The organism is Streptomyces sp. NPDC059456 (assembly GCF_042750055.1).
Lineage (GTDB): Bacteria > Actinomycetota > Actinomycetes > Streptomycetales > Streptomycetaceae > Streptomyces.
Genome location: NZ_JBHYVA010000005.1, coordinates 1 through 12,491 on the forward strand (window position 1 = coordinate 1; position 12,491 = coordinate 12,491).

Here is a 12,491-nt window from a genome sequence, read left to right on the forward strand (position 1 = left end):
GCCCCGATCGCCGCGCCCCGGGCGAGGCAGCGATCCCCCCGGAGCCCTTCCGGCCCGCCCGGCCGGACCAGGATGCGATCTACATCAACAACTCCACCGGACCGGCAGTCATCGTCTCCTCCGCGGGCATGGCGACCGGCGGCCGAGTGCTGCACCACCTCCACCGGATCCTGCCCGACCCCCGCAACGCCGTCGTCATCGTCGGCTTCGCCGCCGCAGGCACCCGCTCGCGCGACCTGGTCGACGGCGCCCGCACGCTGAAGATGTTCGGCGAGTACGTCCCCGTACGCGCCGAGGTCGCCGACGTCCCGCATTTCTCGGCGCACGCCGACGCCGGCCAGATCATCGACTGGCTGCGCGCCGCCCCGGCCCCGCACACCACCTACCTCGTTCACGGAGAGGAGAGCGCCGCCGAAACCCTGCGCGACCGGATCGATGACGAGCTGGGCTGGACGGCCGTCGTACCCAAGTCCGGGGAGGCCGTCCTGGTCCGCTGACCGGGACCGGACGGCCCCGGCGATGTGCACCGCGCGGCCCTCCCGGACGCGGTGGCCCACTGAGCAGGGTGGATGCGAAGCGGTGGAGCCATTCCGTGAACACCATGCCCGCCAGGGAGCCACCGCCTCCCGCAAGGTGCTCGCCTCGGAGTTCGACGCTGCGGCCGTACGGGAGCCGCGCAACGTGGACTCGGCCGTCGACCGGTCCGTCTCCACCGCCGTCATCGCCGACCGGCTCGACTCCGCCCGCACCCGGCTCCTCGACCTGTTCGCCCCGCACCGCAGCGAAACCCCGCTCGCGCGCACGCTGAGGACCGACCCGCCATGACCTCCACCCCCTACACCGTCGCCGACGTCATGACCACCACGGTCATCGCCGTCACCCCCTCGACCGGCTTCAAGGACATCGCCACCGCGATGAAGCGGTGGAAGGTGACCGCCCTCCCCGTCATCGAGGGCGATGGCCGCGTCGTCGGCGTGGTCTCCGAGGCCGATCTCCTGCCCAAGGAGGAGTTCCATGAGCACCGCCCGGGCCTGATCGAACAGATGCACCGCCTCGGCGACACCACCAAGGCCGGTTCCACGCGCGCCGAGAACCTGATGACCACCCCACCCGTGACGATCCGCCCGGCCGCCACCCTGCCTCAAGCCGCCCGCCTCATGGCCGACCGGCACGTCAAGCGCCTCCCGGTCGTCGACGCCGACGGCTCCCTCCAGGGCATCGTCAGCCGCGCCGACCTCCTCAAGGTCTACCTCCGCACCGACGAGGAACTCGCCACCGAGATCCGCCGGACCATCGTTGACCGCCTCTTCCCCCTCTCCCCCGAAGCCGTCGAGGTCACCGTCACGGACGGCATCGCCACTCTGACCGGACAGGTCAGAGACGGCCACCTGATCGGGACGGCCGAACGCCTGACCCGCTCCGTCGAAGGCGTCGTGCAGGTCCACTGCCGACTGGTGGCACCCACCTCGCCATGAACCCGGACTCACCGGCCGGCGAGCACCGGCAGTTGGGCGAAGCAGCCCTTGCTCCTTCTGGAAGGCGGCTCCTGGACGGCATTCGCCGGGCAGGGTGGCGCGTACGGCGGTCCATGAGGTATTCGACCACGACAACCCGGCTGCACGGTCGGTAGTTGCCGCGCTGCTCGGCGTAGTGGCGTAGGAAGAGCGCCTCCCCCAGTGCCATCCGCCCGGTCTCGGTGGGATCCACGCTTTCGTTGGGGGCGTGGATGAGACAGCGCGTCCATTTGTGCTCGGAGGCCATCCGGGTGGGGCTCATGCCGCGCCTCCTTCGACCTGGGCCGCGTCGGCGTCGGCTGCCGCCAGCCGGGCTTGCGGGACTTGTCGAAGGCCTGGATCAACCCGGCGGTCAGGCTGAGCCGGCTCGCCGGGATCGCCAGGCTGATCGCCAGGGCCGGGAGGATGAAGATCAGCAGGACCACGCCCACGGCCAGGAACATCGGCTTCGGGAATTCCTTGGCCGATCCCGCGGCTCGTTGACGTGGACCGCGTTCATCTCCATGCCGGGGCAGCTGAGGAAGTCGTTCACGATCAGCACCAGGCTGGCGATGCCGGTCCGCTCCGGGAGGAGGTGCGAGGCGGTCATCGGCACGGCGGAGGGGTTGCTCGCCGGCCGGCCGCAGGCACTCGCCCAGCACATCTGGTACGCCGCCCGGCGGGCCGGTGATTCACGGTGGCCGTCTCGGTCGTACCGCGGTCAGCCGCCGTGCGCGTTCGCGGAGTTGCCGGTCCGGCCGCCGCGCCGTCCGTGCCAGCCGAAGTCCAGACCGGCACTGATCGCCAAGATGGCCAGCAGGGTGACGATCGAGGCGGGCTCGTGGATCAGGGTGGTGACGACGAAGGTGACCAGGACCCCGCCGGCTGCTGCGACCGCAAGCCCGAGGATCGCCGGGTTGGCACCGGTCTCCTTGCGTACACGGAAGTGGGCGACGGTGATGAGTACGAAGATGAGCAGCGCGACGGCGCTGCCGATCGAGGCGATCGCCTCGAGTTTGAACGCGATGGCGAGCACGAGGCAGACGGCTGCCTCGAACAGCAGGCCCGCAGTCACGCGCCCGCCCACTTTGCGGGCCATGAGTGGCGGGAACAGACCGTTGTCGACGAGTCGCTCGGACAGGCCCGCAGCGGGGTACAGCCCGGCATTGGTCGCACCGGCGGTGGCGAACAGAGCGGTGACGCTCATCAGCCAGTAGCCGGCCTGGCCGAGTGTGGGCTCGGCCGCAACGGCGAGGGCGGTGCCGCCGGAGGAGACCACCTCCTCGACGGTCAGGGTGCCGAACACGCCGAGAGCGATGGCGATGTAGATGACGGTGGCGATCCCGAGGGCGAGGTACATGGCCCTCGGCAGCTGCCGCTCCGGTCTGGCCAGGTCCTTGGCCGTGAAGGTGATGATGCCGAAGCCGAGGAACGCGAAGAAGGTCAGCGCGACGCTGGAGATGATCTCGCGCCACGCGGGGTAGCCGGAGAACGCCAGCAGCGAGGCGTCCATATTGGCCAGGGTGACTACGGCGAAGACGGTCAGGATGCCGAGCACCACGTAGACGATGACGGTCTGGGCGCGGGCGACCAGCCGGGAGCCGACGATGTTGACCGCGGTCATCACGATGATGATCAGGGCGGCGAACACCTTTCCCCAGGCGGTGTTGCCGCCGGCGAACATCGAGGTGGCGTAGTTCCCGAAGGAGACGGCGACCATCGCGGTGACCACCGCGTTGGCCAGGTAGGTCAGCCAGGCGATGATGCCGGTGGCGTGACCCGGGCCGAAGCCCTCGGCCACGTATTCCAGCAGGCCGCCGGCGGACGGGTATCGCGCTCCGAGTTTCGCGAAGGAGTAACCCTGCAGCACGGCGATCACGCCGGCGATCAGGAAACTGAGCCACACCGCCGCCCCGGCGACCTCGCCGGCCGCACCGAGGAGGGCGAAGATTCCCGCGCCGACCATCGCCCCGACGCCGATGAAGGCCGCCTGACGGACGTTGAGGTACTTGGTCGGCCGGCCTTGCTCGGGCTGTTCCTGATCGCTCATCACGCAGACGCCTCTCTGGTCCCGTCAGCCGTGCCGACGTGTCGTGCGGCCTGTTCGGGGCTGCGGGTGGACCGAGCGCCCGTGAGCTCGCCGGAGGCGGCGGCCGGCCCTGCCACGGCCCTCATGTGCCGAGGGTGGCGACGAGCACGGCCTTGATGGTGTGCAGGCGGTTCTCGGCCTGGTCGAAGACGATGCTGGCCGGGGATTCGAAGACCTCGTCGGTGACCTCAAGGCCGCTGTCCATCCCCGTTGCGGCGATGATCTCGGCGCCGACCACGGTCTTGGCGTTGTGGAATGCGGGCAGGCAGTGCATGAACCGCACGCCGGGGTTTCCACTGGCCTCGAGCAGCGTCCGGTTGACCTGGTACGGAGCGAGCAGCTCGACGCGGTCGGCCCAGGCCTCCTTGCTTTCGCCCATGGAAACCCACACGTCGGTGTGCACGAAGTCGACGCCCGCCACCGCCTCGGCGGGGTCCTCCGTCACCGTGACGCGCGCTCCGGTCGTGCGCGCGATGTCCGCGGCCAACTCGGTGACGTCGGCGGGGGGATGCAGGCTGGACGGCCCGGCCAGGCGCACGTCGGCGCCCATGAGGGCACCCATGACGAGCAGCGAGCGCCCCATGTTGAACCGGCAGTCCCCGACGTACGCGTAAGCGAGCCGGTCGTACGGTCTGTGGCTCGCCTCGTGCATGGTCAGGAAGTCGGCGAGCATCTGGGTGGGGTGCCATTCCGCGGTCAGCCCGTTGTAGACCGGCACGCCGGCGTGCCGGGCCAGTTCCTCGACCTGGTCCTGACGGTCGCCGCGGAATTCGATCGCGTCGTACATCCGGCCGAGCACCCGGGCGGTGTCCGCGACCGACTCCTTGTGCCCCAGCTGGGAGCCGCCCGGGTCGAGGTAGGTGACCTGCCCGCCCTGGTCGTGTACGGCGACCTCGAAGGCGGACCGGGTACGGGTGGAGGTCTTGGCGAAGATCAGCGCGACCTGTTTGCCGGCCAGCAGCGGCTGCTCGGTGCCGGTGTACTTGGCCCGTTTGAGGTCCCTGGACAGGTCGAGCAGGAAGCGCAGCTCGGTCGGCGAGAAGTCGGCCTCCTTCAGGAAGCTGCGGCCGCGCAGGTTGAACATGGGGTCCTCCGGTGGCGTGCGGCGGGAGTCGGGACGAGCACTGCCGGCGTGGTCAGGAAACGGGGTCGCGCTCGAGCGGGCAGGTCATGCAGTGCGAGCCGCCGCGGCCGCGGCCGAGCTCGAAGCCCTCGATCGTGATCACCTCGACGCCGGCCTTGCGCAGAGCAGTGTTGGTGCCCGTGTTGCGCTCGTAGGCGATGACCACGCCGGGTTCGAGGGCCACCAGGTTGTTGCCGTCGTCCCACTGCTCCCGCTCGGTCCCGAACCGGTCGCCTGCCGTCGGTACGATCCGCATCGCCGGGATGCCGAGGGCGTCGGCCATGGCCTGGGGCAGCGCCCCGGCATACTGCTCGATGACCAGGTGCTCGGCCGAGTCCCCCGGGCGCACGGACCAGATGCGGGCATGGTCGACCACGTCGGGGTAGAGCGTGACCAGATCCCGGTCGCACATCGTGATCACCGTGTCGAGGTGCATGTAGCTGCGCGACTTCGGCAGAAGTACGGCCAGCACCTGCCGGGCGGAGTCGGCTCGGAACAACTGCCGGGCGATGATCTGCACGGCCTGGGGGGTGGTGCGCTCGCCCATCCCGATCATCACGGTGCCGTTGCCGATGGGCTGCACGTCGCCTCCTTCGACGTGGCACTGGCCCCAGTCCTCGTCGGCCCCGCCGAGCCAGACCGGGAACTCCTCGGCGGTGAACATCGGGTGGAACCGGTAGACCGCCTCGACGATCAGGGACTCCGGGCGGCGGGCCGGCTTGGCCATCGGGTTGATCGTGACCCCGTCGAAGATCCAGCACGACGGGTCGCGCTGGAACAGGAAGTTCGGCAGCGGCGGCAGCAGCATCGAGGTCGGGTCGCCGGCTTGCCACTCCAGGCCGATGTCCTGTTTGACGTCGGCGCGGGTGATGCCACCGATCAGGAAATCGGCGACCTCGGCCGGCTTCGCCTCCTCCAGCCAGGCGCGGGCCCGCTCCGCGCCGAGGATCCCGACCTGCCGCTCGTTCAGCAGACGCCCGGCGACCCAGTTCCGCGTCTCGGCGGAGGCGAGCGCCTCGACCAGCAGCGTCTCGACCTCGAACACCTCCACGCCACGCTCGCGCATCTGACCGCAGAACGCGTCGTGCTCGCGTTGCGCCTGCGCAACCCACAGCACGTCGTCGAACAGCAGATCGGCCGCGTTGGACGGGGTCAGCCGGGTGTGCTCGAGCCCGGGGCGGTGCACCATGACGCGACGCAGCCGGCCCACCTCGGAATGGACACCGAGTGCCATGTCAGCCCTCCTCGTTCGTACGGGTGCCGTGCCCGGTCCAGGCCGCGGCCGTGCTCACGCCACTCGCACCGAGCGAGATCCGTGTTCCCGCGCTTCCGGCGACCAGCGCCTCGATGTCGGCCAGCGCGCCGATGGCCGCCTCCCGCCCGGTGGCGCGCGCGAAGTCGCAGGCCGCAGTTACTTTCGGCAGCATCGAACCGGCGGCGAACTCCGCGCTGTACCGCGTCAGGAGCTCATCGGGATGGGCACGGGAGATCAGTCGCTGGTCCGCGGTGCCGAAGTCCAGGAACGCTCCGGGCGTGTCGGTGGCCATCACCAGCAGGTCCACGTCCAGGTCCTGGGCGAGCAGTGCGCTGGCCCGGTCCTTGTCCACGACGGCCTCGACACCGGTCAGCACGCCGTCCGCGCCGCGGGTCGTCGGCACCCCGCCGCCGCCCGCGCACACCACCACGCAGCCGGTGGCGAGCAGCGTCCCGATCTGATCGGCCTCCAGCACGCGCCGGGGCTCCGGCGAGGGCACGACACGGCGCAGCCGTCCGCCGTCGCGTGCGAAGCGCCAGCCGCGTTCGCGCTCCAGCTCTGCCGCCTCGGCGTCGGAGTACTGGGGCCCGATGGGCTTGCTCGGCGCGCCGAACGCCGGGTCGGACGGGTCGACCTCGGTGATCGTCAGCACTGTCGTCACCGGTCGCGTCGGCCCGAGCCGGTTGCGCAGCTCCAGTTCGATCAGGTAGCCGACCATGCCCTGCGTCTCCGCACCCAGCACGTCCAGCGGGTACGGCGGTACCGGCTTGTACGCGGCCCCCTCCAGCGCCAGAAGGCCGATCTGCGGGCCGTTGCCGTGCGAGACGATCAGATCCACGCCCGCAGCGATCTTCGCCAGCTGCGCGCAGGCCACCGCCACGTTCACCCGCTGGTTCTCGCTCGTCATCGCCTCACCGCGGCGCAGCAGCGCGTTCCCGCCGAGTGCCACCGCCACACGACGTGCCCGTGCCCCGCCCGGCGTGGGCGCAGTGTCCGGTCCGGGCTCGGTCCGTGCCGTTACCGCCATGGCGGGACCTCCTCGGGCGGCACCATGTGCCGACGTTGTGCCCGGTAGACCGGCAGGCCGCACAGCAGGGCCCCTGCGGCCAGCAGGAACGGGGCCCAGTAGCCCCACGAGGTGCGGCTCGTGTCGCGCGAGTACCAGATGAACAGGATCGAGAACACCAGCGAGAGCACCGCGATCACCATGTCGCGGGTGAAGCGGGCGCCCTGTGGCTGCCGCCGGTCTGCCAGCCTCCACTTGATCTGTGCTCCGGCGGACAGCGCGTAGGGGATGGCGGCGGTGATGCCCGTCATCAGCACCAGTGTGGTGAACACCGTGGTGCCGCCGGACCCGGAGTAGTTCACGATCACCGCCGCGGACGCCAGCACGGTCGAGGTGACCACTCCGAACGCCGGCACGCCCTTGGCGGACAGTTGTTTGAACCGCGCGGGCAGGAGTCCGTCGTGCGCCGCCGCGAGCGGCATCTCCGCGCAGATCATCGTCCAGCCGTTCAACGCGCCGAGCCCGGAGATGATCACGGCGACGGCCATGACGTTCCCGGCCCAGCTCCCGCCGAAGATCGCGTTGGCGGCGTCCGAGAACGGCGCGGTGGAGTCCTTCAGCTGCTCGGCCGGCAGGATTCCGAACACCGCGATCAGGGAGAGCATGTACACCACAGCAGTGGCCAGCGTGCCGATCACGGTGGCGCGCGGGATGTTGCGGTCCGGGTCGCGCACCTTGCCCGCGGCCACCGCCACCGTCTCCACCCCGAGGTAGCTGAACAGGCCGATCGCCATGCCGCCGCCGATGGCCGCCGCCGTGCTCTCACCGCTGATGTTCGCCGGGCTGTAGTTCGCCCCGTGCACGAAGAACAGCCCGACGGTCGCCATGAACGCCAGCGCCACGAACTTCAGCACCGTGGTGACCACCTGGACCAGGCCCATCTGCCGGGCCCCGGCGAGGTTGACCAACGCGGGCAGCCACAGTCCGACCAGCACCAGCAGGACCGAGACGAACCGGTTGTGATCCTTGTTCAGGAACACCTCGACGTACAGCACCCAGCCGACCGCGATCGCCGCATTGCCCGCCCACGCGGTGATCCAGTACGACCATGCGCTGAGGAACCCGAGCGCGTTGCCGTACGCGGTACGCGCGTATGCGTACGGACCGCCGTCCGCAGGCAGCCGTCGCGAAAGCGCGGCGAACAGAAGTGCGAGCGCCAGCGCACCGATGGCGGTCAGTCCCATCGAAACCAGGCTGATCGGCCCGAACGTGGCCAGCGAGGTGGGCAGGTTGAAGACCCCGACACCGATGATCGTTCCGATGATGAGCGCGATGGCGACCGTGAGCCCGAAGCTGCGCTGAGCCGATCCGTCGGCCTGCGGCGATCCCGTGCCGTCGTCCGACGCCTCCGGAGTCGTCATGGCTCTCCCGTGACTCGGGTCATGCCGGGCGCCTCGACCGGCGCGATCCAGGCCGTGCGTCAAGCCTCAGCGCCTGGAGCGGACCGCGCAACAGCACGCGGACAGGGTGTAAGGCGTCCGGGTGAACACCCTCGCGCGACGGCTACGGCTACGCCTACGCCTACGGCAGGCAGGCAGGGATGGTCTCGGAACCGTACCCGAATGGTCCTGCTCGACGCGCAGTACCCGGACGCCACGACCCCTGGGACCGGGCCGCCCGCCTCGAAGGCCGTTGGGTTCCTCTTGAACGGTGGGGTCCGCTTCGCAACGGGGGCATTGCCGACGCAGAGCAATGCCCACACCGCATGCTCAGGTTCGCCGATCCGAGACGCTGATCCGGCCGGTGGGACGCAGCTCGCGTTCGAGGGCGGACAGGGCGAACGCATGCGCGGAGGTGTGCTGCCAGCGGGACCGTCCGAACATCACGTCTTCGGAGATCCCGCTCAGCATGGCCACGGCCCGGATGGTGAACTCGGGGAGATCCACGTCGGCGAAGTGTCCCAGGTCCCGGCCCTCACGAAGGATGGCCTCCAGGCGTTCGTCCCAGCCGTCCAGCAGCTCGGTGAGGATTCTCCGGCCGGCGGCATCATGGCGCTGGGCCAGGACCTGCGTCCACAGCGCGTAGCGTTCGTCGCCTGTTTGGCGGGGCAGGTAGAAGCGGACGAACAGGTCCAGCTTCTCGGCAGGGGATGCGGCCTGGTCGGCGGCCTGCTCGAACCGGGCCCAGAGGTCCGCTTGGCTCCAGACGAGGACTTCGAGCAGGAGCCGGTCCTTCTTGCCGAAGTGGTAGAGGATGTGCCCGGTGCTCATGCCCGCCCGCTCGGCGATGTCCGACATCCTCGCAGCTGCGGTGCCCTTCTCGGCGATGACGCTGATGGCGGCCCTCATCGCCCGCCCCCGCGCCTCGTCCCCGCTGGGCTGACGCTTCTTGTCGATCGGGGCCCCCACCGCGGACCGGGAGGCGGCGCCGGCCCCGGAGCCCACCGACCCGATCGCGCCTTCCGGCGGGAGGGGACGGCCGGGCAGCGCGGGCTCGGTCTCTGACGTCGGCATGAGCTCACTCTCGGTTCCGGAAATCCTGGCCCCAAGTCTAGGTTCCGAGAATCTAGACCCCTAGTCTAGACTGAAAATCTAGTCAGGACGATGGGGAGCGGTTGCTGCCGTATGCGCGGTCGCCCCCGACCGGCCGGCGGCCCGCCTGTACGACCCACCACCCGGGAGACACCCTCATGACGCGCGGATTCGATGTCGTGGAGACCTGTATCGCCGACCTGCGCGCGGCGCTGGAGAAGGGCGAGACGACCGCGGTCGGCCTGCTCGAGTCCTACCTCGCGCGGATCGAGGCGTACGACCGGTCCGGCACGGACACCGCCCTGAACGCGATGGTCGTGATGAACCCGCACGCCCGCGCCGAAGCGGAGGCCTCCGACGCCCGTCGCGCGCGTTGCGAGACGCTCGGCCCGCTGGACGGCATCCCGTACACCGCCAAGGACAGCTACCTCGCCAAGGGGCTCACGGCTGCGTCCGGCTCCCCCGCCTTCGAGCACCTCGTCGCCCAGCGCGCCGCCTGCGCCAGCGCGGGGCTGCGCGGGGGGGGCGCGTTCATAATCGCCCTGACCAACATGCCGCCGATGGCGAACGGCGGCATGCAGCGCGGTGTGTACGGCCGTGCGGAGAGCCCGTACAGCGCCGACTGGCTCACCAGCGCCTACGGATCCGGCTCCTCCAACGGCTCCGGCACGGCGACCGCGGCGTCGTTCGGCGCGTTCGGCCTCGGTGAGGAGACCTGGTCCTCTGGCCGCGCCCCCGCCTCGAACAACGCGCTGTGCGCCTACACCCCCAGCCGCGGCGTGATCTCGGTCCGCGGCAACTGGCCGCTCGTACCGACCATGGACGTCGTCGTCCCGCACACCCGCACCATGGCCGACCTACTCGAACTGCTCGACGTCATCGTCGCCGACGACCCGCACACGCGTGGTGACCTGTGGCGCGCCCAGCCGTGGGTGGCACTGCCCTCGCCGTCGCAGGTGCGACCCGCCTCTTACCCGGCCCTCGCACCCGCCGACCCCGAGGCCGCATCCGACGCTCTCGCCGGCAGGCGCGTCGGCGTGCCCCGGATGTACATCAACGCCGACCCCGACGCCGGAACGAACCCCGACGGAGGCATCGGCGGGCAGACCGGGCAGCCCATCGACACGCGCCCCTCGGTGATCACCTTGTGGGAAGCCGCCCGCCGCGACCTGGAGGCCGCCGGAGCCGAGGTGGTCGAGGTCGACTTCCCCGTCGTGTCGAACTACGAGTCCGACCGTCCCGGCGCGCCGTCGCTGTTCACCCGCGGGCTGGTCAGCCGGGACTTCCTCACCTTCGAGATCGAGGACCTGTCCGCCTGGGCCTGGGACGACTTCCTGCGCGCCAACGGCGACCCGGCGCTCTCCACCCTGGCCGAGGTCGACGGCACCCGCATCTGGCCCAAGCAGGAGGGCGAACTGCCCGACCGCTACGACGGTTTCGACGATACGATCGGCGACTACCCGCGCTTCGTGCGCGAGCGCCCGTACGTCTCCCTCACCGAGATGCCGTACCTGGAGCAGGGGCTGCGCGGACTCGAGGAGACGCGCCGGGTCGACCTGGAGCTGTGGATGGACCGACTGGGTCTGGATGCGGTGGTCTTCCCCGCGGTCGCGGACGTGGGCCCCGCGGACATGGACGTGTCCGTGGCGTCCGCCGACCTCGGCTGGCGCAACGGCGTCTGGGTCGCGAACGGCAACCTGGTCCCCCGCCACCTCGGCATCCCGACCGTGACCGTGCCGATGGGCACCATGACGGACACCGGCATGCCCGTCGGGCTGACCTTCGCGGGCCGCGCCTACGACGACAACGACCTGCTGACCCTCGCCGCGGCCTTCGAAAGGACCGGCAGCCGGCGCACGGTGCCGCCGCGCACACCGCGCCTGTCGACGGAATGACCTGACGGGAGCCCGCCGAGGCGGATCGCAACAGCCGGCGGAGCGGTGCCGAGCCTCTCTCCGGTGCGCACGGAGAAGTCTTCCCTGCCTCCGCAGACGGAGCCGCTCCGTCCAGGGGCTCCCGACCGCCCGACCCGTCGCCTTCTCCTTGCTCTTCCTCCACAGGGCGCGCCGAAGCCGGGGCCGGGAACCGAGAGCCCGGAACCGGGAACCGGGAGCCGGGGAAGCAGCCTGGCCTGAGGCGGGCGTTGTCCCGGGCGGCGGCCTTGAAGCGGTCCAGCAGCCCGGCGATCTTCTCAGGCAGCTCGACGCGGAGGGCACCCCGCTGTTTCGCGATCCGGGCCACGAGGTCACGTTCGCGGGCCGGCAGGCGAAGCCCTGCCCTGGCCGGTGACGTGGTCACCACTGTGCGCGAGCCCGCCGTCCGGGCTGTTCGGGTCGTCCCCGTGGACGAAGTGCTGCTCGGAGGGCAAGCGTCCGGCCGTGTCGGTCACCAGGGCCGACACGTGCGGGTCGAAGTCCTCTCCGGTCGTGGTCAGCACGTCCCAACCCACTCCCACCAGCACGCTGCTCATACTCGGGACCCCGACCGGGGGCGCAGGGCAAACCCCCGGCGGCCGGCAGCCGCGCCGCTCGTACGCCTGCCTTTCAGAACGCAGGCGCCGATTCGGTGCTGATCGGATGCCCGGCACCGGTGAACTCCGGCAGCCGCAGGAACCGCTCTCCCGGCGCCGCAGCCGGTGCAACACCTGCCGGGGATGGCCGAGGCCCGACGACCGGCCGAGTGAGACCGTCGGGCCCTGCGGGCGTGTACCACCCGCGGCCGACGGCACCGGTACGAGGATGCGGGGGTCCGTCGTCCCGTCTTGTCGGCTGGAGTTCCGCCGTGCTCGAACGCAGGAAGCTGATGAACCGCACTCAGGTCACCTTCGTCCTCCCCGAGGACGCTCCTCGCGGACCGGTCAGCGTCGTCGGTGGTTCGACGCCAGACCGGCCGTGGCCCGGTCGCGCGCGCGCCGGCCCGAGGCCCCCCCCCCCCCCCCCCCCCCGGGGGCTTACCCGCACCGCCCGCGGTCGGGCGGGCGGCCGCCACCCCCCC

The 12,491-nt window shown here is 70.8% G+C and carries 12 protein-coding genes; 4 read left to right on the top strand and 8 right to left on the bottom strand.

Translation table 11 applies throughout. From position 1 onward, the window contains the following. From ACFXA3_RS01335 to ACFXA3_RS01345, 3 genes are all read left to right on the top strand, one after another. Positions 1-497 (top strand): MBL fold metallo-hydrolase RNA specificity domain-containing protein (locus tag ACFXA3_RS01335; RefSeq protein ID WP_385180304.1); only part of this gene is annotated, 497 nt, incomplete at its 5' end. 82 nt (positions 498-579) lie between these two features. Beyond that, a complete protein-coding gene (locus ACFXA3_RS01340) occupies positions 580-825 on the top strand; it encodes a hypothetical protein (protein ID WP_385180307.1) in 246 nt (81 codons plus the stop codon). Further along, positions 822-1,475, top strand: coding sequence for a CBS domain-containing protein (locus ACFXA3_RS01345; protein WP_385180309.1), 654 nt, complete (start codon positions 822-824; stop codon positions 1,473-1,475). The genes ACFXA3_RS01340 and ACFXA3_RS01345 overlap by 4 nt, the downstream gene beginning before the upstream one ends. Positions 1,476-1,926: 451 nt before the next feature. Here ACFXA3_RS01345 and ACFXA3_RS01350 read toward each other — a convergent pair whose 3' ends face one another. The 7 genes from ACFXA3_RS01350 to ACFXA3_RS01380 form a co-directional block, all read right to left on the bottom strand. Continuing rightward, the gene (locus ACFXA3_RS01350; protein ID WP_385180311.1) at positions 1,927-2,103 is read right to left on the bottom strand and encodes a hypothetical protein; all 177 of its coding nucleotides are present in this window, start codon (positions 2,101-2,103) and stop codon (positions 1,927-1,929) included. Between the two features lie 111 nt (positions 2,104-2,214). Next, entirely contained in the window at positions 2,215-3,543 is a 1,329-nt protein-coding gene (locus tag ACFXA3_RS01355) for an APC family permease (RefSeq protein WP_385180314.1), read from the bottom strand. Between the two features lie 121 nt (positions 3,544-3,664). Next, entirely contained in the window at positions 3,665-4,666 is a 1,002-nt protein-coding gene (argF, locus tag ACFXA3_RS01360; RefSeq protein WP_385180316.1) for an ornithine carbamoyltransferase, read from the bottom strand. 52 nt (positions 4,667-4,718) lie between these two features. Further along, complete coding sequence (locus tag ACFXA3_RS01365) at positions 4,719-5,939, bottom strand: arginine deiminase (protein ID WP_385180318.1); 1,221 nt, start codon at positions 5,937-5,939, stop codon at positions 4,719-4,721. A 1-nt stretch (position 5,940) separates the two neighbouring features. After that, complete coding sequence (locus tag ACFXA3_RS01370) at positions 5,941-6,867, bottom strand: carbamate kinase (RefSeq protein WP_385180392.1); 927 nt, start codon at positions 6,865-6,867, stop codon at positions 5,941-5,943. 110 nt (positions 6,868-6,977) lie between these two features. Then, entirely contained in the window at positions 6,978-8,387 is a 1,410-nt protein-coding gene (locus ACFXA3_RS01375) for an APC family permease (RefSeq protein WP_385180320.1), read from the bottom strand. A gap of 348 nt (positions 8,388-8,735) precedes the next feature. Further along, complete coding sequence (locus ACFXA3_RS01380; RefSeq protein WP_385180322.1) at positions 8,736-9,479, bottom strand: TetR/AcrR family transcriptional regulator; 744 nt, start codon at positions 9,477-9,479, stop codon at positions 8,736-8,738. Positions 9,480-9,655: 176 nt separating this feature from the next. Between ACFXA3_RS01380 and ACFXA3_RS01385 the strand changes: the two genes are divergently transcribed. Next, positions 9,656-11,392 (top strand): amidase, encoded by a 1,737-nt coding sequence (locus ACFXA3_RS01385; protein WP_385180324.1) that lies wholly within the window; start codon positions 9,656-9,658, stop codon positions 11,390-11,392. 350 nt (positions 11,393-11,742) lie between these two features. On the opposite strand, the gene ACFXA3_RS01390 is transcribed toward ACFXA3_RS01385, so the two are convergent. Then, positions 11,743-11,967, bottom strand: a complete 225-nt coding sequence (locus ACFXA3_RS01390; RefSeq protein WP_385180327.1) for a TerD family protein — start codon at positions 11,965-11,967, stop codon at positions 11,743-11,745. Positions 11,968-12,491 lie beyond the last annotated feature (524 nt).

What these genes read in the sequence shown, in the direction of transcription:
- ACFXA3_RS01375 (WP_385180320.1), bottom strand. Translation starts at nt 8,387, where the DNA reads ATGACGACTCCGGAGGCGTCGGACGACGGCACGGGATCGCCGCAGGCC.
- argF (WP_385180316.1), bottom strand. Translation starts at nt 4,666, where the DNA reads ATGTTCAACCTGCGCGGCCGCAGCTTCCTGAAGGAGGCCGACTTCTCG.
- ACFXA3_RS01345 (WP_385180309.1), top strand. Translation starts at nt 822, where the DNA reads ATGACCTCCACCCCCTACACCGTCGCCGACGTCATGACCACCACGGTC.
- ACFXA3_RS01390 (WP_385180327.1), bottom strand. Translation starts at nt 11,967, where the DNA reads ATGAGCAGCGTGCTGGTGGGAGTGGGTTGGGACGTGCTGACCACGACC.
- ACFXA3_RS01380 (WP_385180322.1), bottom strand. Translation starts at nt 9,479, where the DNA reads ATGCCGACGTCAGAGACCGAGCCCGCGCTGCCCGGCCGTCCCCTCCCG.
- ACFXA3_RS01365 (WP_385180318.1), bottom strand. Translation starts at nt 5,939, where the DNA reads ATGGCACTCGGTGTCCATTCCGAGGTGGGCCGGCTGCGTCGCGTCATG.
- ACFXA3_RS01370 (WP_385180392.1), bottom strand. Translation starts at nt 6,867, where the DNA reads ATGACGAGCGAGAACCAGCGGGTGAACGTGGCGGTGGCCTGCGCGCAG.
- ACFXA3_RS01355 (WP_385180314.1), bottom strand. Translation starts at nt 3,543, where the DNA reads ATGAGCGATCAGGAACAGCCCGAGCAAGGCCGGCCGACCAAGTACCTC.
- ACFXA3_RS01350 (WP_385180311.1), bottom strand. Translation starts at nt 2,103, where the DNA reads ATGACCGCCTCGCACCTCCTCCCGGAGCGGACCGGCATCGCCAGCCTG.
- ACFXA3_RS01385 (WP_385180324.1), top strand. Translation starts at nt 9,656, where the DNA reads ATGACGCGCGGATTCGATGTCGTGGAGACCTGTATCGCCGACCTGCGC.